Origin of the sequence: Maritimibacter harenae, from assembly GCF_009882975.1 — a bacterium.
Lineage (GTDB): Bacteria > Pseudomonadota > Alphaproteobacteria > Rhodobacterales > Rhodobacteraceae > Maritimibacter > Maritimibacter harenae.
In genome coordinates this window covers 566,446-587,240 of sequence record NZ_WTUX01000019.1, presented here as the reverse complement: position 1 = coordinate 587,240, position 20,795 = coordinate 566,446, and the positions used below count along the sequence as shown (strand labels likewise).

Below are 20,795 nucleotides of genomic sequence, written 5' to 3'. Positions count from 1 at the left end.
TTTCCGCTGTCCGGGAGATCATGCCTCCGCCTCTCCATATGGGTCAGCCACACCCAGTTTGCCAAGTATTTCCGTCTCGAGACCTTCCATGAGCGCCGCATCGCGGTCGTCGATGTGATCATAACCCAACAGGTGCAGGGTCCCGTGCACGACCAGGTGAGTGACATGATCGGCCATCGGCTTGCCCGCCTCGGCCGCCTCCCGCGCGCAGGTCTCATAGGCGATGGCGATGTCGCCAAGCTCCAGGTCCTCCGGCGCCGGCGGCGTGGCGCCGGGTGTCTCGGCCGCGCGCTCCTCCGACGGCCAGGAGAGCACGTTGGTGGGCTGCCCCTTGTCTCGGAACGCCCCGTTCAACGCCGCGATCCGGGCGTCGTCGCAGGCGAGCAGCGCGATCTCCGCCCCCTCGATGCCGAGGTGGTCGAGCGCCGCGGCGCAGGCGCGTTCGGCCAGCGCTTCAAGATCCAACGCCGCCCAGCGCGCGTCTTCTTCCACGAGATCCACGATCATCGCCTGCTCCTCGCTCATGCGCGCAAAGCCTCCGGCACCCGCACGCCGGTCAACCGCTCGCTCTCGGCCCAGAGCCGCTCGGCCACGTCGCGGCGCTCCGCGTAGTGGGCGACCGAGGCCGGCCCCACCGGCCCCTTGAGCTCGCGCCAGGCCTGGGGGCCGTAATTGCCGCCCCCCTCGACCTCGGGCGACAGGGCGGCGAACAGGATCGACTGCGCCGCCTGTTCGGGCGGATGGGACAGGAGCGGCACGACCGTCCGCCCCGCGATCCAGCCGACCACCGGCAAGGTGGCGAGCCTGTCGTGAACGCCCTGCGTGCGCGCGAACCCCGGGTGCGCGGCGACGCTGGTGATCCCCCAGCCCTGTGCCGCGCTGCGCCGCTGCAGCTCCTTGGCGAACATCAGGCAGGCGAGCTTGGTCCTGCCATAGGCCCCCATCGGCTTGAAGGCCCGTTCGCTCTGCAGATCGTCGAAATCGAATTCACCGTACTTGTGCGCGCCCGATGACAGGCTGACCACCCGCGCGCCGCTCCGGCTCAGAAGCGGCAGCAGACGCAGGACCATCGCGAAATGGGCAAGGTGATTGACCCCGAACATCATCTCGAACCCGTCCCGGGTCTCCGATCGCCCAAGCTCCGCCATCACCGCCGCGTTGCACACGAGGATGTCGAGCCGGTCGAGCTCGGCCAGCACCCCGTCGCAGAACGCCGCGACCGAGGCAAGCTCGGCCAGGTCCACCTGCCGGAACGACAGCGCCGCGCCCGGCACCCGCGACCGGATCGCGTCGAGCACGGCCTCCCCCCGCTCGACCGATCGCCCGGCCATGATCACCTGCGCCCCGGTCCGGGCCAGCCCCTCGACGATCGCGGTCGCGAGCCCGCTGGTCCCCGTGACCACGGCCACCCTGCCGCTCTGCGGCGGCGCATCCTCGATCGTCCAGGCCAAGAGATCCCTCTTCATCGTTCCGTAAATACTTCAGGGGGTTCGGGGGACCGGTCCCCCGACGACCGCGCCGGCCCGCCGCAGGCGGGACGGCGCCAGACCTGCGCGGGCCGCCCGGCGGCCCGCATCGCGCGAAACCCTCACCCCTTGGCGGGGTCCGCCGCGTCGTAAGCGTCGATGATCTTGGCGACCAGCGGGTGGCGGACCACGTCCTTCGCGGTGAAGTAGTTGAACGCGATGTCGTCGATCCCCTTCAGAAGCGTCTCGGCATCCCGCAGGCCCGAGTTCACGCCGCGCGGCAGGTCGACCTGGCTGCGGTCCCCGGTGATCACCATCCGCGACCCCTCGCCCAGGCGGGTGAGGAACATCTTCATCTGCATCGTGGTGGCGTTCTGCGCCTCGTCGAGCACGACGAAGGCGTTGGACAGCGTGCGACCGCGCATGAAGGCCAGCGGCGCGATCTCGATCCGCTTTTCTTCCATCAGCTTCGCAGCCTGCTTGCCGGGCAGGAAATCGTTCAGCGCGTCGTAGAGCGGCTGCATGTAGGGGTCGACCTTGTCCTTCATGTCGCCCGGCAGGTAGCCCAGCTTCTCGCCCGCCTCGACGGCCGGACGCGACAGGATGATCCGGTCGACATGGCCGCCGATGAACATGTTCACCCCCACGGCCACGGCGAGGTAGGTCTTGCCGGTGCCCGCCGGGCCGATCCCGAAGGCCAGCTCGTGGTTGAACAGGCTTTTGACATAGGCCTTCTGGGCCTCCGTGCGCGGCTCGACCAGCTTCTTGCGGGTCTTGATCTCGACCCGCCCGCCCTTGAAGAGCTCCATCTGCGCGTCCGGGCCCGCGCCCTCGGTCTCGGCGGGCCCCATGCGAATCTCGCCGTCGATGTCGCCGGCCTCGATCTGCTTGCCCTGCTCGAGCCGCTGGTAGAGCGCCTGGAGGACCGCCGCGGCCTGCCCGCGCGCCTCGCTGTCGCCGACGACGGCCAGCTGGTTGCCGCGGCGCAGGATGTGCACGTTCATCTGGTGTTCGATCTGGGCGAGGTTTCGGTCGAATTCCCCGCACAGGTCGATCAGCAATCGATTGTCGGGAAACTCCAGCAGCGTTTCGTGAATGTCTTCGGGTTTCGGCGGGTTCAGCGCATCAAGTCCCAACTATGTCTCCGTTTCACGGGTGCCTGTATCAACGATCGTGCCCGCCCCCTTGTTCCCGCGCAAGCTCTCCCGTGTGAAAATTACGAGATTGATACAAAAAGACCGCGCACCGGGGATGCGCGGCCTTCATATTGTGCGGTCCGCGACCTCAGCGCGGCAGGTAGTCCGGCAGGTCGTCCGAGGCGCGCCACTCGCCGATCACGGCGCCGCGCGGCAGCTCGTTCGAGCAGCGCGGCAGGCCCGAGCGCGGGTCCGAGCGGTCGCCGCCATACCCTTCAAGGCCGTCGTCGGTGATCCAGGCCTCGCAGCCGTCGGGCAGCACGGCCACGGCCGCGATGCCATCGCGCGGGCCGGGGCTGTCGCCGATGGTGCGGTCCACGTTGGTGGCGATGAGTTTCGGCGAACCGCCGTCATAGACGGTCGACTGGCAGCCGGCGACGCCCATCGTGGCGACGAGCGCGATAATTGCGTGTTTCGTGATCATGGCGAAGGGTACCTGTAGCAGACGATTTCGACACGGCGGTTCTTTTGCATGTTCGCCGCCGAGTTGTTGGGCGCGATGGGCCGGCGTTCGCCGAAGCCCACGACCCGGTCGACGACCGCGCCGGACTGGCGCGCGACGCCGGCAACCGCTTTGGCGCGGTTCTGCGACAGGCGGATGTTGTACTCGTCCGAGGCGCGGCTGTCGGTGTGCCCGTAGACCGCGTAGGCGAAGGCCCCGGCGGACGAGAAGAACTTGCGCAGCCATTCACGCCCCTGCGCCGTCAGCCGGTAGCTGTCGGTCGCGAAAAGCACGTCCGTGTTCTGAACGGCACAGGTGTTCTTTTCCAGGCACATGTGACGACCGGTCTTCGGATCGCGGCGCGACACCATGTATCCTTCGACACCGCCGTCGGCCCACCAGTGCATGCACCCGTCCGGATCGACCCAGAGACCCCAATTGATCTTTCCGGTGACCGTGACCTGCGATTGTGCCGATGCCGTGGTTGCAACCCCGGCTGCGGCAGCGAGACCCAAAACCGTGGCGGCCGCCATGGTCCTGACCCCAGACATTATCCGGTTTTTCACTCCTAATCCCCCAAAATGGCCGCGTGGCAAACGGCTCTACATCAATTGTATGGAGGTTAAACCGATGAAAGTGTTCGTGTAAACGCTGGCCGCTTTATATTCGCCCCGCCCGGGTGAACAATCTGGTCCAAAGAGGTTCATTACCACAGGGAATCAGAAAGATCCGGCCATGCCGGGCAGTTAGGCCGGTCTTCAGACGAGCGTCCCGGCGAGCGAATTGGGCGCCGCTTCCGTGATTCTCACCCGCTTCAGGTCCCCGGGAGCGATTCCATCGGCCTTCACGTGGACGGCATGAAGATAGTCGGACTTGCCGACCATCTGGCCCTCCATCCGGCCGGGCTTTTCGAACAGAACGCCCACCTCGCGCCCGACCATGCCCTCCATGATCGCGCGGGCCTGGTCGTTGATCAGTCCCTGCAGCGCCTGCAGCCGGGCCGAAGCCACGTCGGCATCGACCAGCGGGCGTTCCGCGGCCGGGGTACCCGGCCGGGAGGAATACTTGAAACTGAACGCCTGCCCGTAATTGACCTCCCGGATCAGGTCCATCGTGTCCTCGAAGTCACGGTCGGTCTCTTCCGGGAAGCCGACGATGAAATCACCCGAGATCAGGATGTCGGGCCGCGCCGCGCGGATCCGCTCGATCAGCCGGATGTATTCCTCCGCCGTGTGCTTGCGGTTCATCCGCTTGAGGATCCGGTCCGACCCGGACTGCACCGGCAGGTGCAGGTAGGGCATGAGCTTCTCGCATTCGCCGTGCGCCGCGATCAGGTCGTCGGACATGTCGTTGGGATGCGAGGTGGTGAAACGGATGCGCTCCAGCCCGTCGATGTCGTTGAGCGCCCAGATCAGGCGGGCCAGCGACCAGTCGCCACCCTCCCCCGCGCCGTGGTAGGCGTTGACGTTCTGGCCCAGCAGGGTGATCTCGCGCACACCGCGCTCCACGAGTTCGCGCGCCTCGCGCAGGATGCGCTCGGGCGGGCGGCTGACCTCGGCCCCACGGGTGTAGGGCACGACACAGAAGGCGCAGAACTTGTCGCAGCCTTCCTGAACGGTGAGGAACGCGGTCGGCGCGCGCTTCGCGACCGGGCGGTTCTTGAGGATCTCGAACTTGTCCTCGGCCGGGAAATCGGTGTCGACGGCCTTCTCGCCCTTGGCGACCTTCTCCACCATGTCCGGCAGCCGGTGGTAGGTCTGCGGCCCGACCACCAGGTCGACCATCGGCTGGCGGCGCATGATCTCTTCGCCCTCGGCCTGCGCCACGCAGCCGGCCACCCCGATCTTGAGGTCCGGCTTGGCGTCCTTGAGGTCCTTGAACCGGCCCAGCTCGGAATACACCTTCTCGGCCGCCTTTTCGCGGATGTGGCAGGTGTTGAGGAGGATCATGTCCGCCTCGTCCGGGCTGCCGACCTCGACATAGCCCTGCCCGCCCATGGCCTCGGCCATGCGCTCGCTGTCGTAGACGTTCATCTGGCACCCGTAGGTCCGGATGAAGAGCTTCTTGGGGTCCGCCGTCTCGTCTTTCATGTCAGGCACTCTCGGGGTCAGGATCAGCGCGCGTCCTACCGCATGTCCCTGCGCGCCGCAACGGTTGCATCCGCGGTGTCGTTCAGGGAAAGTTTACCATGGCCCGCGGGAAAGGGCAGTCGGGGCAACGATGCGGTTCAGATCACTCGCGCAGTTCATCGAGAAGGGCAAGGCGGCGGTCGCCACCGGGCCGACCGCCCTGATCTTCGTCGAGGATCTGGTCGAGGTGGAAAGCACGATCCGCTACCACCAGCTGATCGGCTTTCGCGACATCGTCGTCTTCGCCCCCGTGGAGCTCGAGCTGCCCGCCGGGATGGAGAACACGGTCTACCGGGTCGATTACGCGGTGATCGAGGTCTCTGACGTTCAGAAGGCGGTGAACGCGGTCATCGACATCGCCGAGGGCGCGTGGCTCTACTACTGCTACAACGCCGAGTACCTGTTCTTCCCGTTCTGCGAGACGCGCAGCGTCAACGAGCTTCTCACCTTCCACGGCGAGGAACGGCGCGACGCGATGCTGACCTACGTCGTCGACCTCTACGCCGACGACCTGGAACGCCACCCGAAGGCGGTGTCGCTGGATCATGCCTGGATGGACAAGTCGGGCTACTACGCGCAGGCGCGCCCGGACCCGGCCAACAAGAACTATCCCAAGGAGCGGCAGCTCGACTTCTTCGGCGGGCTGCGCTGGCGCTACGAGGAACACGTGCCGCGCCACCGGCGCAAGATCGACCGGATCGCGCTGTTCAGGTCGCGCCGCGACCTGGCGCTGCGGGCGGACCACACGTTCAACGACGAGGAATACAACACCTATGCCTGCCCCTGGCACAACAGCCTGACGGCGGCGATCGTGAGCTTCCGGACGGCCAAGGCGCTCAAGTCGAACGCGGGCTCAACCTTCGACATCCCCACCTTCAAGTGGCACAATTCGGTGCCCTTCGACTGGAGTTCGCAGCAGCTTCTCGACCTGGGTCTGATGGAACCGGGTCAGTGGTTCTGACGGAAAACCCCAGGTTTTTCACCGAAAACCGGCCCTGACCCCCCGTTTACAATCGCTCACGCCCCCCTATGTTATAGGAACACCCCGCAAGCACCTGCGCCAAGCGCGTGGCCTTGCAGAACTCATTCCCGACATCGAGGCAATCATGGCGCAAGTCAAATCGGGCGATACCGTCCGTATTCACTACACCGGCACGCTGACCGACGGCACCGTGTTCGACAGCTCCGAGGGTCGTGACCCGCTGGAATTCACCGTGGGTTCCGGCCAGATCATCCCGGGGCTCGACAAGGCGGTGCCCGGCATGGAAGTGGGCGAGAAGAAGACCGTCCCGGTTCCGGCCGACGAGGCCTATGGCCAGCATCATCCCGAAGGCGTGACCGAGATTCCGCGCGGCGACATCCCGGCGGACATTCCGCTGGAAAACGGCATCATGCTGCAAATGTCCACGCCGGATGGCCGCCAGATCCCCGTGACCGTCACCGACGTGTCCGAGGAGAAGGTGACGATCGATGCCAACCACCAGCTGGCGGGCAAGGACCTGACCTTCGACATCGAACTGGTCGAGATCGCCTGATCTCCCTTCGGCGGCGGGCCGCTCAGCCGGCCCGCCCCGGAACACCCGGCGCCGGGCTCGCGTTTCCTTGATGAAAGGAGGACGCGATGACCGAGTATAACGCCAAAGCCGCGATCATGGTCGCGGCCTCTCCCGTCATCTGCCACGACACCTTCGCAAAACCCGAGCGCCTGACGCGCTTCTGGTTCCCGCGCGTGTCCGGTCCGATCCGGCCCGGCGCGGATTTGGAATGGTACATGGGCGAGGAAAAGGACGCGCAATGCATTCCCGTGACGATCGATGACGCCTTCCCCGGCGACAGTATCGACATGCGCTGGGGATCGGGTGAGACGGAGACCCACGTCTCGTGGACCTTCACCGAGAAGGGTCCGCATACCGAGATCAAGGTCGTGGAAAGCGGCTTCAAGGGGTCCGAGGATGACAAGATGACCCGGGCGCTCACACAGACGGCCGTCCTCAATCAGGTGCTGGTCGCCGCCAAGGCCCAGATCGAGCATGACGTGGACATCAACGTGATCGAGGACCGCGCGGCGGGCTGATCAGCCCTTCGCGCGCAGCCGGATCACCACGTCGACCTTCGACACCTCGGCGCCTTCGGGCGCCTTGGGCAGCGCGGAAATTTCAAGATCCTCTTCCGGCGCATCCATCAGCTCACCCGTGTCTTCCCAGAAGAAATGCGGGTGGTTGGTGGTATTGGTGTCGAAATACCCCTTGGTCCCGTTCACCAGGATCTCCCGCAGGAGGCCCGCCTCGGAAAACGAGCGAAGGGTATTGTAGACCGTGGCGAGCGACACCTTTTCGCCCGCCTCGCGGATCGCGTCGAACAGGCTCTCGGCGGTGACGTGCCGATGTTGACCGTCCCCAATCAGCAGGGTGGCGATCGCCACGCGCTGCCGCGTCGGGCGCAGTCCGGCGCTTTCCAGCCACCGCGCGCCCATGTCTTTTGCCTGGCTCCGGGTCTGTGTTGCCTGGCTCTGGGTCATGTCATGCCTCTGCCTTGGTCTGACCGCATATATAGGCAGGATCACCCCCGGATTTCAAACGGTTTTGCCTTGCTGCGCACGCCATGCAGGGCCCGTCGCCCTTGCCTCGGAGTCCGCGCCGGTGATAGACGGTCACGAACCACATCACGCGACCAAGCGACAACAACCGGGGGCCAGATGGCAGAGTATCCAACCAGTTTCGACAAGGACGACCTGCTGAAATGCGCAGCCGGCGAGCTCTTCGGGCCGGGCAACGCGCAGCTTCCCGCCCCGCCGATGCTGATGATGGACCGGATCACCGACATCTCCGGGGACGGCGGCAAGCACGGCAAGGGCCACGTGGTCGCCGAGTTCGACATCACGCCGGACCTGTGGTTCTTCGAATGCCACTTCCCCGGCAACCCGATCATGCCCGGCTGTCTCGGCCTTGACGGCCTGTGGCAGCTCACCGGCTTCAACCTGGGCTGGCGCGGCTGGCAGGGGCGCGGCTACGCGCTCGGCGTGGGCGAGGTGAAGCTGACCGGCATGGTCCGCCCCGACCGCAAGATGCTGACCTATTACGTGGACTTCACGAAAGCGGTCCAGACCCGGCGCCTGACGATGGGCGTGGCGGACGGCATCGTGGAAGCCGACGGCGAAGTCATCTATCAAGTCAAGGACATGAAGGTCGCGCTTTCCGAGACCTGAGGGTCGGGCGCAGCCAGAAAAGGAGCCGAAGATGCAACGTGTCGTCGTAACGGGGCTCGGGATCATTTCGCCCATCGGGCTGGATGTCACCGAAGTCACCGACTCGCTCAAGGCGGGCCGCTCGGGCATCACCGCCAATGCCGACATGGCCGAATACGGCTTTCGCAGCCAGATCGCCGGCGATGTGGACATCGACCTGAAAGAGCACGTGGACAAGCGCGCGCTGCGCTTCATGGGTCCGGGCGCGGCCTATGCCTATCTCGCGATGGGCCAGGCGATCGCCGATGCCGGGCTGGAAGAATCGGACGTGGTGAACGAGCGGACCGGGCTCATCGCCGGCTCCGGCGGCCCGTCGACCAGCGCGATGTTCCAGGCGCACCAGACGGTGCTGAAATCCGGCTCGCCCAAGCGGATCGGCCCGCTCGCGGTGCCGAAGTGCATGTCCTCGACCGTGAGCGCGAACCTCGCGACACAGTACAAGATCAAGGGCATCAACTACTCCATCACCTCGGCCTGCTCGACCTCGCTGCACTGCATCGGCAACGCGGCCGAGCAGATCATGATGGGCAAGCAGGACGTGATGTTCGCCGGCGGCGGGGAAGAGCTCGACTGGACGCTGTCGTGCCTGTTCGACGCGATGGGCGCGATGTCCTCGAAGTTCAACGATACGCCGGACAAGGCCAGCCGCGCCTTCGACGCCGAACGCGACGGGTTCGTGATCGCCGGCGGCGGCGGGATGGTCGTGCTGGAAAGCCTCGAACACGCGCTGGCACGCGGCGCGAAGATCTATGGCGAGATCACAGGCTTCGCCGCCACCTCGGACGGTCACGACATGGTGGCCCCGTCCGGCGAAGGCGGCGAGCGGGCGATGCGCCTTGCGCTCTCCACCCTGCCCGAAGATCGGAAAGTGGGCTATATCAACGCTCACGGCACCTCGACCCCGGTCGGTGATGTCGGAGAAGTGGAAGCCGTGCGCCGCGTTTTCGGCGAAGGCAACACGCCCCCGATCTCGTCCACCAAGTCGATGACCGGGCATGCCCAGGGCGCGGCCGGCGCGCTCGAAGCGATCTTCTCGATCCTCATGCTCGAGAACGACTTCATCACGCCCTCGATCAACGTCGAGACGCTCGACCCCGCGATCCACGAACACGAGATCGCTCTGAAGCTCGTCGAAAACGCCGGGCTCGACACGGTCATGACCAACAGCTTCGGCTTCGGCGGCACCAACGGCTCCATGCTCGTGAGCAAGTATCAAGGATAGGACGGGAACATGGGTCAGTTGATGAAGGGCAAGCGCGGCCTGGTCATGGGCGTCGCGAACGACCGTTCGATCGCCTGGGGCATCGCCAAGGCGATGGCCGACGAAGGGGCCGAGCTCGCGTTTTCCTACCAGGGTGAAGCCTTCGGCAAGCGGGTCGAACCGCTCGCCGCCTCCGTGGGGTCGGACATCCTCGTGGATATGGACGTCACCGATGACGCGCGGCTCGACGCCGGCTTCGCGTCCCTGTGGGAACGCTGGGACCGGATCGACTTCCTGGTCCACGCGGTGGCCTATTCCGACAAGTCGGAGCTGACGGGCCGGTTCCTCAACACCTCGCGCGGGAACTTCAAGAACTCGCTCGACATCTCCTGCTACTCGCTGATCGAGGTGGCGCGCCGGGTCGAGCCCTACATGGCCGAGGGCGGGACGATCCTGACGCTCACCTACGGCGGCTCGAACCGTGTGACCCCGTTCTACAACGTCATGGGCGTGGCCAAGGCGGCGCTCGAGGCGAGCGTGCGGTACCTCGCCAACGACCTCGGCCCGCAGGGCATCCGCGTGAACGCGATCAGCCCGGGCCCGATGAAGACGCTCGCGGGCGCGGCCATCGGCGGTGCGCGCAAGACCTTCCGGCACACCGAGGCGAACTCGCCCCTGCGCCAGAACGCGACGCTGGAATCGATCGGCGGCACGGCGGTGTATCTGGCCTCCGATTACGGCGCTTGCACGACGGGCGAGATCATCACCGTCGATTGCGGTTTCCACGTGCTGGGCATGCCGCAGCCGGAAAACCTCTGAGGCCGCGCCGGGCGCCCTGCCCCGCCGGTCCAGAACGCGAAAAGGCGCCGGATCCCCGTCCGGCGCCTTCGTTTTTTCCGAGAGATCAGGCCGCCGTGGCGCCGGCCAACTCGATCGCGTCCCGCAGGTCCTCGAGGGAGCCGACCTGGTTGGCGAGGATCAGGACCAGTCGCGCGTTCATCGCGTTGGCCTCCGCATCCGTGAGATCGCGCTGCGCCTCGGTCAGCTCCTGGTAGAACGCGTCCGGGTTCTCGATGTTCGGGCTCAGGATCAGGCTCATTTCAGGTCTCCTCCGGTGGCATGCGCGATCGCCGCGCGGATCTTGTCGGGATCGAAACTGCGCCAGCGCGCCGCGACGTGCTGATCCGGGCGAATGAGGTAGACGGCCCCGTCGCGCAGGTCGTAGCGCTCGGCGATCTTGCCTTCCACGTCCTCCACGTGCGTGCCGATTTCCAGCACCGTCGGGGTGAATGTTCCGGCCTCGACCGGCTTGACCGCCAACCCCGAGACCAGGAGCGTGAAGCCCTCTCCCAGGTGTTCAAGCAACCAGCCGGGCTGACCATCCTCGACCACGGGCGCGTCGGCCGCGCAGGTTCCGGGCACCATCGCCCCCTCCCACGCATCCGCGTCGGCCGTGTTGAGCGGGCTTTCCACATAGGGCGTAGGCGACGACAGGCGGCCGGAATTGACCAGCGGGCGGGCGAAGTCGAATTGCCTCGACAGCGCCAGCACGGCATCGCGATAGAGGCGCGACGCGCCGTTCTTCGGCGTGATGAAGTCGGTCGACCGCGTCGAGTTCAGGATGTTGTCGTCAGCCGCGAAGGCGCGTTCGTCGTGGTAGGTGTCGATCAGCGCCTCCGGCGCGTCGCCATTGATGACGGCGGCCAGTTTCCAGCTCAGGTTGTCGATGTCCTGCACGCCGGTGTTGGCCCCGCGCGCGCCGAACGGCGACACCTGGTGCGCCGCGTCGCCCGCGAAGAGCACGCGGCCGTGGCGGAAATTGTCCACCCGGCGGCAGGCGAACTGGTAGACGCTGGCCCATTCGAGCTCGAAATCCACGTCTTCCCCGATCATCGCCTTCACGCGCGGGATGATGTTCTCCGGGCGCTTCTCGATCTCGGGATCGGAGTCCCAGCCAAGCTGGAAATCCAGCCGCCAGACGTCGTCGGACTGCTTGTGAAGCAGCGCCGACTGGCCGCGGTGAAAGTCCGGGTCGAACCAGAACCACCGCTCGGTCGGGAAGTCCGCCTTCATCACGATGTCGGCGATCAGGAACCGATCCTGGAAGAACTGGCCGGTGAATTCCGCCCCCACCATGCGGCGCACGTCGGAATTGGCGCCGTCGCAGGCCAGGAGCCAGTCGGCCTCCATGTGGAAGATGCCGTCCGGCGTCTCGACCGCGAGGTCGACGTAATTCGCCCCCTGCTTCAGCGAGACGACCTTGTGCTTCCAGCGCAGGTCGATCAGCGGGTTCTTCTCGCAGGCCTCGACCATGTATTCTTCAAGGTAGTACTGCTGGAGATTGATGAAGGCCGGGATCTTGTGGCCGTCCTCGGGCAGAAGATCGAATTCATAGACTTCCTGGTCACGCATGAAGACGCGGCCCAGTTTCCATTCGATCCCCTTGTCGAGCATCGGCTTGGCCACGCCCAGCCGGTCCCAGATCTCGAGCGGGCGCTTGGCATAGCACACGGCGCGCGACCCGACGGAGACGGTGTTGTTGTCGTCCAGCACGACCACCTTCAGGCCCCGCGCCGCGAAGTCGAGCGCGGCGGTCAGCCCGATGGGCCCCGCGCCCACGACCACGACGGGGTGGCGCACCACCTCGCCCGCGGTCTGCTCGGGCGACTGGACGTAGTCGAATTCGGGAAACTCGTAGGTGTTCAGCATCTCACACCTCGGTCAGTTCTTTTTCGTGAAGCCACGCGGCATGACGGGGCGCGCGCTTGGTCTTGGACCACTCCTCGAGCATTTCTTCCTTCACCGCAGCGGCCTTGCGCGCCATGTCGGCCGCGCCCGGATCGTCATAGGCAAGCTCGATGCGGTGGCCGTTCGGATCGAAGAAGTAGATCGAGTGGAAGACCGAATGATCGGTGACGCCCAGAACCTCGACCCCGTTGGCCTCCAGGTGCTCCTTGTAAGCCACCAGCGTGTCGCGGTCCGCCACCTTCAGCGCGAGGTGCTGCACCCAGATCGGCGTGTTCTCGTCCCGCCCCATCTCGGGCTTCGTCGGCAGCTCGAAGAAGGCCAGCACGTTGCCGTTCCCCGCATCGAGGAAGATATGCATGTAGGGGTCTGGCTCATGGGTGGACGGCACGTGGTTCTCGGCGAAGGCGAGCGTGTAATCCATGTTGAGGTTCTTCTTGTACCACTCGACGGTCTCCTTCGCATCGTTGCAGCGATAGGCGACGTGGTGGATCTGCTGGACCTTGAGCTCTGGCGTGGACATGTTTCTCCTCCCTGGAAATTCGTTGCACTTGCAATGATTATCGCGAAAAGGCGGGCCGGCGATTTGATCCAGATCAAATTCATTGCATTTGCAATGAATTTTCGGGCACACGCGTACAACGAAAAAGCGGGGCCATCCGGCCCCGCTTTCCTGGTCTCGTTGCGCTTGATGTCAGCGGGCCGGGCGGCCCGTGGGGGTCGGCGTCGGACCACGGCCGGGCGCTTCGTATTCGAAGCGGGCCGGGCGCGGCTTGCCCTCCAGAACGACCCGGTAGCGGCCGTTCGCAAGTTCGAAGATGCGGATCGACGGAAGGTTCGCGGCCGATTCGCCGGTGCCGTGAAGTTCCTCGCAGGCCGAGATGCCGGCATCGGCGCAGGCCTCGGGATGGTTCGAGTTCTCGTTACAGGCCGCGACCACGTGGTCGACGCAGGCCGGAAGGCTGGCGCCGGCGTTCCCGGCGGTCGCGATGCCCGTGGTGGAGGTGGTGAAGAGGGCGAAAGCGGCGAGGGCGGTTTTGGTGATGATGGTCATTGTGTCGTCTCCTGGTTTGAATGTGACCCGGTTGCGCCGGGAGTATTCGTGTGTCGGATGACGACGCGGCGGGGTTCAAAGAAACCCGAAGATTTTTTGAATTTTCTTGCAAAACACTGAAATCACACGCGTTTTTTTCGCGTCGCTTTCAGCAACCGGGCCCTTGGGCCAGCCCCCACCCGGTCGCGCGGTCGTGCCCGGCAGGGCCGAGATCGCGCGCATTTTCCGCCAGGACTCTGCGCAGGGACGCCGCCGAGCGCGTCGTGCCCGCGCCAAGCTGCGCGGCCAGCGCCGTGACGATGGGCGCGGCATAGGACGTGCCGCTGGCATAGGCCCCGCCGCCCGGTCGCGCGACCCAGACATCCACGCCGGGGGCCGCGAACTCGATCTCCGGCCCGGTGTTGGCGCGGGCATACGGCCTGAGCGCCGCGTCCACCGCCGTGACCGCGATCACCTCGGGGGCCGCGGCCGGCCAACCCACGGCGCGCCCGTCGTTGCCGGCCGCCGCGATCATCACCACCCCCTGTCCGGCCGCCGCCGTCAGGAGGTCCGCGAGCGCCCGGTTCGCGGGCCCGGAGAGAGACAGGTTGACCAGCCGCACGCCACTGCGCAGCAGGACGTCGAGTCCGGCGCCGATCATGTCGACATCCGTGCGCGCCCGTCGCCGCGAGCCCGAGAAGGCGTCGACGGCGACCAGCCGGGCGCCTCGCGCAAAGCCCGCGACCGCCCCGCTCGCGTCCTCTCCGACGATCAGCGCGGCAACGGCGGTGGCATGATCCGTCGACGATTGCGGGCGCCCGCCGGGGGTGATCGCGACCGTCTCGACCCGCGCGGACGTCAGCGCCGGGTGCGACGGGTCGAGCGGTCCGTCGATGATCCCCACGGCACCGCGCGCCGGCTCCCGGCACCCGCCCGGACGCAGGACCAGATCACGCGCGAAGAGCCGGGGGCTGCCCTGGGCGAAACCGTAGAGCGCATGGATGTCGAAGGCCGTGGCCGGTGCGGCCGCCTCGACCGCCTGCCGCGCGAGGTCGGGTGCCAGGGCGAAGGGCAACACGACCACCTGCCCCACGCGCCCCAGCCCGGGATAGTCGCGGCGGCGAACGAGCGTGGCCCCCAGATCTTCGAGCGCCGCGAGGGTCGCTGCGGCCTCCGCCGCCGGCCCCACGGCGATGTATTCCGTCCGTCCGTTGAAGGTCTGCACCTCTGCCGGGTCACCAGGGCGCGTCGCGCGCCTGCCGTCGTCGGAGGGCGGCCCCACTCGCGCCCCGCCCGGCGGCGGTCCCCCGCGCGGCGGCACCTGGGCCTCGGCCACCTGGGCGAAGGCCAGCACCGCGACCAGCATCGCGGCCACGACCGAAACCACGCGGCTAGTCATCGCGCGTGGCCGTTTCGATCAGCGGGGACGCCTGCAACGCCATCATGTCCTCGTCGGAAACCTCTCCGTCGAGTGCCATGATATCATAAAGTCCCAAGGCACTCGGCCCGCCGGTGATTTCCAGCTCGAGCTCGGTGAGAAACGCGCGGATCTCCGCCTCGGTCGCGTCGGGGTCGAAGGTCACGCGGACCGCACCCGCCCCGTCGCCTGCAAGCTCGTAGCCCGGGCCACCCCGGTCGAGAAGGAAGACGCTCTGCGCCAGGAAGGCGGCGATGGCGATCACGGCCGCGATCCGCCAGAGCCGCGCCGGTTGAAGCCCCCGTCCGGAGCTCCGCGACCTGCCCTCTTCCTCGACGCTGCGCATAAGGCGGGCAAGGCCGAACTCGCCGGGGCTGCGGGTCTCTTCCGCCTGCAGCGTGTCGCGCATCGCGCGCAGCGCCGACAGCTCCAGCTCGAGCGCGGGGTCGTCGCGCAAGGCCGCCTCGACCTCGGCCCGCTCGGCCTCGGACAGCGTGCCATTGGCGTAGAACGGCAGGAGCGCCTCGATATCGCTGCGATCCGTCATGTCGCCACCCCCCGCGTCACCCGGCCGGAGAGGCAGCGCAAGAGAAGCTTCTTCGCGTGGTAGATGCGCGTCTTGATGGTGCCTTCCGGCACGCCGGCGACCTCGGCGATCTGGCCGTAGGGCATATCCTCGTAGAAGGCGAGCGCGACGGCCATCCGGTGGTCATCGCCCAGTTCCTCCAGGCAATGGCGCACGTGCACGGCCTCCTGCCCCGCCAGGACTGCCGCTTCCGTGTCGACCCCTTCATCGGCCGTGTCTGGCGGATCGCCGGGCATGTCCAGGCGCCCCGTCTTGCGGCGCAGGTCGATCACCTTGCGCCAGGCTATTCCGAAAACCCAGGTCTGCACTTTCGATCTCCCTTCGAACCGGCCGGCACTGCGCCAGACCTCCATGAACACGTCATGAAGTATGTCGGCCGACTCGTGCGGATCGTTCAATTTCGACAGGATGAATCTGTAGACCGGGCGCTCGAGTTCCCGGTAGAGCCCCGCGAGCGCGGCCCTGTCGCCTCCGGCGATCGCCGTCATGAGAGGGGCCAGAGGATCTGTCACAGGGGCGCTCGCACGGTGATGGGATCGGGCATCGGGCCCGGGTCAACTCAAGTCTTCGGCGACCCCGTCACCCTGTCAAGTATGGCGGAGCAGCCCGTCCGGACCCTCAGTCCCCGGCGGCGTGCCGGTCGACAAGTCGCTGCACTGCCGGGGCGAAGTGCCAGAAATCCGGCGTCGCCATGCCAGCCCGCTTGCCCGCATCGTCGAGGTAGCGCACGGCGATGATCGCCGCGAGGTTCGGGTTTCTCTCGAACGCGGCGACCTCCTCGGGTCTCATCGGGCCGCCCTGCAGGTTGAGCGAAAGGACCGACGCCTCCGACAGGCGGTCGAAATAGCCCGGGCGCGTTGCGCAGAGGTACCGCTTGGCCGCCACGTGGTAGCGGCAGCAATCGGTCACGACCTGCGGCAAGAAGCGCTCCAACACCGCCGCACCCGCGTCCTCGTGGTGACGGTCGTGGGTGTCGTCCATCGTGAAGGTGCCGAAGGCGCTGGTGAAATGCCCGATGTCATGAAGCAGCGCGCCCACGACGATCTCGTCGGGCTGCCCGCCCTGTTCGGCCAGCGTCGCGCCCTGCAGCATGTGTTCACCCATCGTGACGGGTTCGCCCAGGTAGGCCTCGCTCCCGTGGCGTTCGAAGATCGCGCCGAGGAAGGCGACGATATTGTCCCGCGTCAGCGTGTCGATGTCGGCCGTCATTGCGCAGCCTCCAGCCGACCGGCCCGCACCATCGCATCATGGGTGGAGCGCAGCGCGTCCTTGTCGGCGTAACACCCTTGGAGCCAACGCGTGCCCGTGCCGCTATAGGCTTTGCGTGCATGCAGGACGCGGGTGTTGTCGACCACGAAGGCCTCGCCCGGCGCGAGCCGGAAGGTCACCTCCATCGCGGTGTCGTCGATGATTTCGCCCAGCCGGCGGTACGCGGCGTAATATGCCTCCATTCGATCGAACGGCACGTCGACGAGCGCGGCGCAGGAGCGGTTGTTGAACCGGATGCCGACCAGTTCCCCGTCCGGGGCGAGCTCGATCATCGGACGGCGCGCGGTCAGGCAGACACCTTCCTCGCCGACGTATTCGAACCGCGCGCAATGGTCGGCCAACAGGTCGAACGCCTCGGGGTTCTCGTCGCGCAGCCGGAGCGCCGCGGCGAAACCATCGACCACCATGTTCTCGCCCCCGGCCGCCGAGCTTTCGAGGCAATGCAGCACCTGAACCGTCGGGACCGGGTCGCGGTATGGGTTGTCGGTGTGAGCCTGAAGACCAAGCCCGGTGAAGGCGAGGTTGGTGGGGTCGACCTCGGTCCGGACCTCGAAATGGCGACCGTAGTTGGTTTCGCGCACGTAGCCGAAGAGATCGACGACCTTGAACAGCGCCCCGGGCTCAGCGGGTGCGTTCGCGACCTTGGCGAAGCCGTAGCGCATGAGGCTGCCCAGCCAGTCACGGAGCGCCGCGCCGCCACCCTGAAGCGCGGCGAAATCTCCGCAGGGCACGCTCTCGGCCAGCCCGGCATCCCAGGTCTCGACACCCGCCGGCAACCATCCGCGCGCCCGGGGCGTCGGATGGTCATAGGCATGCTCTTCGAGCCACGCCGGATCGAAGGCGACCGTTTTCTCTTCGGGGTCGAACCGCACCTCGACCCGCCCGTCGCCCCGCATCCCGGCCGCCGCGATCCGCGTGTCGGCGGGGATATCGCGCAGGGCGATCAGCTTCTGGCCGTTGCCGGGGGCGCGCGTCTCCGGGTCCGGCGCGTTGTCACGCAGCCACACGGCATGGAAGCGGCGCGGACCGGCGGGCGTGGCGAGGGTGAGCACGGTGCCGGTGGGATCGACGGTCACGGAGGGCATGGCGGGTCTTTCGGTTGCAGCTTCGACTGATCTGGAGTCTCGCAGCCGCGACGCATAAACTCAAATTAAGGCTATGCTGTCTGAGGCATCGAAATACTTATGCGAAAAGACCCACTCCCCCCGCTCGAATGGATCCGCGCCTTCGAGGCCGCGGCCCGGCTGGGCAGCTTCACCGCCGCCGCCGACGAGGCGGGGCTGACCCAGGCCGCGGTGAGCCAGCGCATCGGCCAGCTCGAACGCCGCCTGGGCGTCGCCCTCTTTCACCGACAGGCGCGCGCCATCCGTCTCACGGTCGAGGGCGAGGCGTGGCTGCCCCACGTGCGCGTCGCGCTCGACGGTCTGCGCGCCAGCACCGAGGCGGTGTTCGGAACCGGCCACCGGCGGCTGACGATCTCTGCCAGCCAATCGGTGATCGAACTGTGGGTTCTGCCGCGGCTGGAACGCCTCGCCACGCTGACGCAAGCGGAAATCTCGGTCCAGACCCTCGTTGTCGGGGCGCATGACGCGCCGGAGGACGACGTGATCCGGATCCGCTACGGCACCGGCGACTGGCCACATGCACATCGCGCCCGCCTTTACGACGAAGAGATGATCCCGGTCGCCGCCCCGGCGCTTGCCGCACGCGAAGGGGCGTGGACGACCCTGCCCCGCATCGCCTGTTCCGGCCCGCGCCCCGGCTGGAACGCCTGGGCGGCCACATTCGGAATTCCGACCACGCCGGTGCCACGCCTGCGCTTCGACACGCATCTTTCGGCGCTCGGGGCCGCGAAGGCGGGGCTCGGCGTCTTCCTCGCCTCCCGCCCCCTGTGCACGGCGGCGCTCGAGGAGGGCACGCTCGCCCGGCTGGGCACGGAGGCCCTGCCGCACCACGAAAGCTACTGGATGCTTGCAGGGCCCAAGGCGCTGTCGCGCCGCCAGTGGCAGGCGATGTCCGCGCTCATCGCCACGGGTTGAGCCGCGCCGGGGTCAGCCCCGGATGATGTCGCCCTTGACGGGCCCGTCCAGCGCCCCGTCCTTCCAGACGGGTTCGTTGTGGATCAGGTAGGGGCGGTCCACTTCGCTTTCATTGCCAGCCCCGCTTCGGACCGCTACCAAAAAGGGGCGTCGGTTCGACGTCCTTTCAAGCTGAACACGGGGGCCTTCATGAGCAAGTTCGACAAGTCCAAGCTACCCAGCCGTCACGTGACCGAAGGGCCCCAGCGGGCGCCGCACCGTTCCTATTACTACGCGATGGGAATGACGGAGGAGGAGATCCACCAGCCCTTCGTCGGCGTCGCCACCTGCTGGAACGAAGCCGCGCCCTGCAACATCGCGTTGGCGCGCCAGGCCCAATCGGTGAAGACCGGCGTGAAGGAGGAAGGCGGCAGCCCGCGCGAATTCACGACCATCACCGTCACCGACGGGATCGCGATGGGGCACGAGGGGATGCGCAGCTCGCTCGCCTCGCGCGAGGCGATCGCGGACACGGTCGAGCTGACCATGCGCGGGCATTGCTACGATGCGCTCGTGGGGCTCGCGGGCTGCGACAAGTCCCTGCCCGGGATGATGATGGCGATGGTGCGGCTGAACGTGCCCTCGGTCTTCCTCTACGGCGGGTCGATCCTGCCCGGCCGGGCACCGAAGGACGACGCCATCCCCGAGGACTTCCGCAGCCGCGACCTGACTGTTCAGGACATGTTCGAGGCAGTGGGTCGCCACCAGAACCACAACCTGTCGGACAAGGCGCTGGCGCTGCTCGAAAAGGTCGCCTGCCCCTCCGCCGGGGCCTGCGGCGGGCAATTCACGGCGAACACGATGGCCTGCGTCTCCGAGGCGATCGGGCTCGCGCTGATGAACAGCTCGGGCATGCCCGCCCCCTACGAGGATCGCGACCAGTACGGGGCGGCCTCGGGCCGGGCGGTCATGAACCTGGTCGAGAAGAACATCCGCGCGCGCGACGTGGTCACGCGTCAGAGCCTGGAGAACGCGGCCCGGGTCGTGGCGGCCACCGGCGGCTCGACCAACGCCGGCCTGCACCTTCCGGCCATCGCCCACGAGGCGGGGATCGAGTTCTACCTCGACGACGTCTGCGACATCTTCCGCGAAACGCCCTATTTCGTCGATCTGAAGCCGGGCGGGCGCTACGTGGCCAAGGATCTCTACGACGCGGGCGGCATCCCCGTGGTGATGAAGGAACTGCGCAAGAACGGGCTGATCCACACCGATTGCATCACCGCGTCGGGGCGCACCATCGGCGAGGAACTGGACCGCATCGACCGCGAGGCCGACGGGCGCGTGATCTACCCGATCGAGACGCCGCTGACCGAAACCGGCGGCGTGGTGGGCCTCAAGGGTAACCTCGCCCCCCAGGGGGCCATCGTGAAAGTCGCGGGCATCGCGGCCGAGAACCAGGTCTTCACCGGCCCGGCGCGCGTCTTCGAATGCGAAGAGGACGCCTTCGCGGCCGTACGTGCGCGCGAATACGAGGAAGGCGAGGTCATCGTGATCCGCAACGAGGGGCCGGCGGGCGGCCCGGGCATGCGCGAGATGCTGGCCACGACCGCCGCGCTGTCCGGCCAGGGCATGGGCAAGAAGGTGGCGCTGATCACCGACGGCCGGTTCTCGGGCGCGACGCGCGGCTTCTGTGTCGGCCACGTGGGGCCCGAAGCGGCCCAGGGCGGGCCCATCGCGCTGATCGAGACCGGCGACCGGATCACCATCGACGCGATCAAGGGCGAGCTGAGCGTGGACCTGTCAGACGACGAACTGGCGCGGCGGCGCGCGGCCTGGTCCGGCCCGCGCGAGACGATCTACGCCAGCGGGGCCGTGTGGAAATTCGCCAAGCTCGTGGGCGAGACCTACAAGGGCGCGGTGACCCACCCCGGCGGCAAGGCCGAGAAGCACGTCTACATGGATCTCTGAGAAGACGGAGGCCAGCCCCCGGGGGCTGGCCCAAGCCGGGGCGCCGGGGGCCTCAGCCCTCGGCCCACATCCGGAAAACCC

Annotated in this window: 24 protein-coding genes; 8 read left to right on the top strand and 16 right to left on the bottom strand. The window is 67.1% G+C overall.

All coding sequences use genetic code 11. The features are described 5' to 3' along the window. Window positions 1-18 precede the first annotated feature (18 nt). From ybeY to miaB, 6 genes are all read right to left on the bottom strand, one after another. Window positions 19-507 carry an rRNA maturation RNase YbeY gene (gene ybeY, locus GQE99_RS17550; RefSeq protein ID WP_161353308.1) on the bottom strand — a complete coding sequence of 163 codons (489 nt, stop codon included), beginning with the start codon at window positions 505-507 and terminating at the stop codon, window positions 19-21. Between the two features lie 14 nt (window positions 508-521). Then, entirely contained in the window at window positions 522-1,466 is a 945-nt protein-coding gene (locus GQE99_RS17545) for an SDR family NAD(P)-dependent oxidoreductase (protein ID WP_161352959.1), read from the bottom strand. Window positions 1,467-1,588: 122 nt separating this feature from the next. Continuing rightward, complete coding sequence (locus GQE99_RS17540; RefSeq protein WP_161352957.1) at window positions 1,589-2,602, bottom strand: PhoH family protein; 1,014 nt, start codon at window positions 2,600-2,602, stop codon at window positions 1,589-1,591. 148 nt (window positions 2,603-2,750) lie between these two features. After that, on the bottom strand, window positions 2,751-3,086 hold the full coding sequence (locus tag GQE99_RS17535; protein WP_161352956.1) for a hypothetical protein: 336 nt from the start codon (window positions 3,084-3,086) through the stop codon (window positions 2,751-2,753). After that, the gene (locus GQE99_RS17530) at window positions 3,083-3,511 is read right to left on the bottom strand and encodes an OmpA family protein (protein ID WP_161352954.1); all 429 of its coding nucleotides are present in this window, start codon (window positions 3,509-3,511) and stop codon (window positions 3,083-3,085) included. The genes GQE99_RS17535 and GQE99_RS17530 overlap by 4 nt, the downstream gene beginning before the upstream one ends. A gap of 351 nt (window positions 3,512-3,862) precedes the next feature. Continuing rightward, on the bottom strand, window positions 3,863-5,194 hold the full coding sequence (gene miaB / locus GQE99_RS17525) for a tRNA (N6-isopentenyl adenosine(37)-C2)-methylthiotransferase MiaB (RefSeq protein ID WP_161352953.1): 1,332 nt from the start codon (window positions 5,192-5,194) through the stop codon (window positions 3,863-3,865). A 130-nt stretch (window positions 5,195-5,324) separates the two neighbouring features. On the opposite strand from miaB, the gene GQE99_RS17520 reads away from it, so the two are divergent. The 3 genes from GQE99_RS17520 to GQE99_RS17510 all read left to right on the top strand — a co-directional run bounded on the left by GQE99_RS17520 (window position 5,325) and on the right by GQE99_RS17510 (window position 7,307). After that, window positions 5,325-6,194, top strand: coding sequence for a hypothetical protein (locus GQE99_RS17520; RefSeq protein ID WP_161352951.1), 870 nt, complete (start codon window positions 5,325-5,327; stop codon window positions 6,192-6,194). Between the two features lie 145 nt (window positions 6,195-6,339). Continuing rightward, window positions 6,340-6,768, top strand: a complete 429-nt coding sequence (locus tag GQE99_RS17515; RefSeq protein ID WP_161352949.1) for an FKBP-type peptidyl-prolyl cis-trans isomerase — start codon at window positions 6,340-6,342, stop codon at window positions 6,766-6,768. Window positions 6,769-6,854: 86 nt separating this feature from the next. Then, window positions 6,855-7,307 (top strand): SRPBCC domain-containing protein, encoded by a 453-nt coding sequence (locus tag GQE99_RS17510; RefSeq protein WP_161352947.1) that lies wholly within the window; start codon window positions 6,855-6,857, stop codon window positions 7,305-7,307. On the opposite strand, the gene irrA is transcribed toward GQE99_RS17510, so the two are convergent. After that, on the bottom strand, window positions 7,308-7,751 hold the full coding sequence (gene irrA / locus GQE99_RS17505; protein WP_235917269.1) for an iron response transcriptional regulator IrrA: 444 nt from the start codon (window positions 7,749-7,751) through the stop codon (window positions 7,308-7,310). A 177-nt stretch (window positions 7,752-7,928) separates the two neighbouring features. Here irrA and fabA point away from each other — a divergent pair, with 177 nt between their 5' ends. From fabA to GQE99_RS17490, 3 genes are read left to right on the top strand one after another with little or no spacing between them, the layout of a single operon-like run. Further along, on the top strand, window positions 7,929-8,438 hold the full coding sequence (gene fabA, locus GQE99_RS17500) for a bifunctional 3-hydroxydecanoyl-ACP dehydratase/trans-2-decenoyl-ACP isomerase (RefSeq protein ID WP_161352945.1): 510 nt from the start codon (window positions 7,929-7,931) through the stop codon (window positions 8,436-8,438). 31 nt (window positions 8,439-8,469) lie between these two features. After that, complete coding sequence (gene fabB / locus GQE99_RS17495) at window positions 8,470-9,699, top strand: beta-ketoacyl-ACP synthase I (RefSeq protein ID WP_161352943.1); 1,230 nt, start codon at window positions 8,470-8,472, stop codon at window positions 9,697-9,699. 9 nt (window positions 9,700-9,708) lie between these two features. Continuing rightward, window positions 9,709-10,497 (top strand): enoyl-ACP reductase FabI, encoded by a 789-nt coding sequence (locus GQE99_RS17490; protein WP_161352941.1) that lies wholly within the window; start codon window positions 9,709-9,711, stop codon window positions 10,495-10,497. An 85-nt stretch (window positions 10,498-10,582) separates the two neighbouring features. Here the strand turns inward: GQE99_RS17490 and GQE99_RS17485 are convergent, their stop codons facing one another. From GQE99_RS17485 to tmpA, 9 genes are all read right to left on the bottom strand, one after another. Continuing rightward, window positions 10,583-10,777: a DUF2783 domain-containing protein gene (locus GQE99_RS17485; protein ID WP_161352939.1), complete on the bottom strand. Its 195-nt coding sequence runs from the start codon at window positions 10,775-10,777 to the stop codon at window positions 10,583-10,585. Continuing rightward, complete coding sequence (locus GQE99_RS17480) at window positions 10,774-12,387, bottom strand: FAD-dependent oxidoreductase (RefSeq protein ID WP_202530877.1); 1,614 nt, start codon at window positions 12,385-12,387, stop codon at window positions 10,774-10,776. The genes GQE99_RS17485 and GQE99_RS17480 overlap by 4 nt, the downstream gene beginning before the upstream one ends. A 1-nt stretch (window position 12,388) precedes the next feature. Next, entirely contained in the window at window positions 12,389-12,946 is a 558-nt protein-coding gene (locus tag GQE99_RS17475) for a VOC family protein (protein WP_161352937.1), read from the bottom strand. Window positions 12,947-13,117: 171 nt separating this feature from the next. Next, window positions 13,118-13,477, bottom strand: coding sequence for a hypothetical protein (locus GQE99_RS17470; protein ID WP_161352935.1), 360 nt, complete (start codon window positions 13,475-13,477; stop codon window positions 13,118-13,120). 148 nt (window positions 13,478-13,625) lie between these two features. Next, a complete protein-coding gene (locus GQE99_RS17465; RefSeq protein ID WP_161352933.1) occupies window positions 13,626-14,855 on the bottom strand; it encodes a S8 family serine peptidase in 1,230 nt (409 codons plus the stop codon). Next, window positions 14,848-15,420: a zf-HC2 domain-containing protein gene (locus tag GQE99_RS17460; RefSeq protein WP_161352932.1), complete on the bottom strand. Its 573-nt coding sequence runs from the start codon at window positions 15,418-15,420 to the stop codon at window positions 14,848-14,850. The genes GQE99_RS17465 and GQE99_RS17460 overlap by 8 nt, the downstream gene beginning before the upstream one ends. Next, the gene (locus GQE99_RS17455; RefSeq protein ID WP_161352930.1) at window positions 15,417-15,947 is read right to left on the bottom strand and encodes an RNA polymerase sigma factor; all 531 of its coding nucleotides are present in this window, start codon (window positions 15,945-15,947) and stop codon (window positions 15,417-15,419) included. Before GQE99_RS17455 ends, GQE99_RS17460 begins: the two co-directional genes overlap by 4 nt. A 130-nt stretch (window positions 15,948-16,077) precedes the next feature. Further along, entirely contained in the window at window positions 16,078-16,668 is a 591-nt protein-coding gene (tmpB, locus tag GQE99_RS17450; protein ID WP_161352929.1) for a (R)-1-hydroxy-2-trimethylaminoethylphosphonate oxygenase, read from the bottom strand. After that, complete coding sequence (gene tmpA, locus GQE99_RS17445; RefSeq protein WP_161352927.1) at window positions 16,665-17,813, bottom strand: 2-trimethylaminoethylphosphonate dioxygenase; 1,149 nt, start codon at window positions 17,811-17,813, stop codon at window positions 16,665-16,667. The genes tmpB and tmpA overlap by 4 nt, the downstream gene beginning before the upstream one ends. 99 nt (window positions 17,814-17,912) lie before the next feature. Between tmpA and GQE99_RS17440 the strand changes: the two genes are divergently transcribed. Next, window positions 17,913-18,767, top strand: coding sequence for a LysR family transcriptional regulator (locus GQE99_RS17440; protein WP_202530875.1), 855 nt, complete (start codon window positions 17,913-17,915; stop codon window positions 18,765-18,767). Between the two features lie 189 nt (window positions 18,768-18,956). After that, window positions 18,957-20,714: a dihydroxy-acid dehydratase gene (gene ilvD, locus GQE99_RS17435; RefSeq protein WP_161352925.1), complete on the top strand. Its 1,758-nt coding sequence runs from the start codon at window positions 18,957-18,959 to the stop codon at window positions 20,712-20,714. Window positions 20,715-20,795: the final 81 nt, after the last annotated feature.